The organism is Mesorhizobium sp. WSM4849 (assembly GCF_055811385.1).
On the sequence record NZ_JBVVPW010000132.1, the window covers coordinates 1 to 264 of the forward strand.

1 protein-coding gene is annotated in these 264 nt (G+C 65.2%); it reads left to right on the top strand.

Translation table 11 applies throughout. The annotated features are described in order from the left end of the window. On the top strand, window positions 1–264 hold a 264-nt coding region (locus AC0L3L_RS36530; protein WP_473642232.1), incomplete at both ends, for an enolase C-terminal domain-like protein.

The window sequence follows — 264 nt, forward strand, 5'->3', positions numbered from 1 at the left end:
CGCCCATCCCGTGCCGAGCTGCGCCGATGAAAGCGTGCACGAGGCTGAGAATCTCGAAGCGCTTGTCGGTCTCTACGATGCCGTCAACATCAAGCTCGACAAGTCGGGGGGCCTGACTGCGGCACTGGTGCTGCGCGATCGCGCCCGCGAACTCGGTTTCGGCGTGATGGTCGGCTGCATGGTCGGCACGTCATTGGCGATGGCGCCAGCGGTGCTGCTTGCCCAGCATGCCGATTTCGTCGACCTCGACGGTCCGCTGCTGCT